At 57.7% G+C, this 1,306-nt stretch carries 1 protein-coding gene; it reads right to left on the reverse strand.

Translation table 11 applies throughout. The annotated features are described in order from the left end of the window. The coding region (locus Q0802_RS24630; protein ID WP_298922655.1) for a site-specific integrase at positions 1–1,149 on the reverse strand (1,149 nt) is incomplete at its 3' end. Positions 1,150–1,306 lie beyond the last annotated feature (157 nt).

Consider the following 1,306-nt stretch of genomic DNA (forward strand, 5'->3'; position numbering starts at 1 on the left):
CGCCCAACGATCCATCAGCAACCGGCGCTTGTCCAGCAGATCAGAGCGCGCATAGGCCCTTTCTACATCTGATCCGACTTGGTGAGCCAAACTCATTTCCGCCACTTCACGCGGCACATTTGCGACTTCTGACGCCCAATCGCGGAAAGTAGAGCGGAAACCGTGGACCGTGACGCCTTCGACCTGCATCCGGCGTAGGAGCATCAGCATCGACATGTTGGACAGCGGTTTATGGCGTTTCTGGCCTTCGAACACGTACTCAGATTGCATCGCTTGCAGCGGCTCGATGATCGACAGCATTTCATCCGTCAGCGGCACCCGGTGATCCACACCTGTCTTCATACGTTCTGCCGGGCAGGTCCAGACCCGCGCCTCCAGATCGACTTCACCCCACTGCATGCCCAGCACTTCGCCCGTGCGCGATCCGGTTAGACAGGTGAACATCAGCGCCTTTGCCGCCATCGCATTGCGCGCGCGCAGATCGGCATAGAAGGCAGGCACATCCCGCCAGTGCATCGCCTTGTGATGCTGAACCTTGGCTTTGACCTTGGGGAGCGCACCCGCGTCCTTGATCGCCGTGACCGGGTTCTCGCCAGACCGGAACCCCTTTGAGCGCGCCACATCCAGCACCGTTTTGATCCGCTGCGCCATCCGTTTCGCGGTTTCGTGCTTTTCGGTCCAGATCGGGGCGAGACACATCATCACTTCCGGCTGGTCCACACTATCAATGGGCATGCGGCCAATCTTGGGAAAGGCATAATCGCGCAACGTGTTGATCCATTGCTGGCCATGCTTGGCGTTTTTCCACGTGGGCATCCGGTCGATGTGGACCTGTTTGGCGAACTCTTCGAAGGTCGGGATGTCACGCGTGGCATTGAAACGCGGGTTCAGGCCGGTCTTGGCCATGCGCCGATACTCAAGCGCCCGTTCACGCGCTTGGTTGATCGTGACGATATCCGCGCCCCCCAAACCAAAGTCCGTCCGCAGCGGCGCACCCTTCTTGTTCTTCTGACCCTTGACCACCACCCGCACAATCCAGCGCCGCGCACCAGACGGATCGACCACAAGGTAAAGGCCGTTCCCGTCACCATGCCGCCCGGGGCCAAGGTTCTCGACCAGTTTCTTTGTAAGCTTGCCGGATAGGGCCATTCCAAAAATACCACATTCTCTACCACTCGGGAAAAGAATATAGACCCCATCGAAAGAAACTCAAGATAATGATGAAACGGCGCAACCACCCACAAAACAAAGAAAAAGGTCGTCAAAGACGACCTGATCAAATTCGAGGAAATGTGGTAGTGGCGGA

Source organism: uncultured Roseobacter sp. (genome assembly GCF_947495275.1).
Lineage (GTDB): Bacteria > Pseudomonadota > Alphaproteobacteria > Rhodobacterales > Rhodobacteraceae > Roseobacter.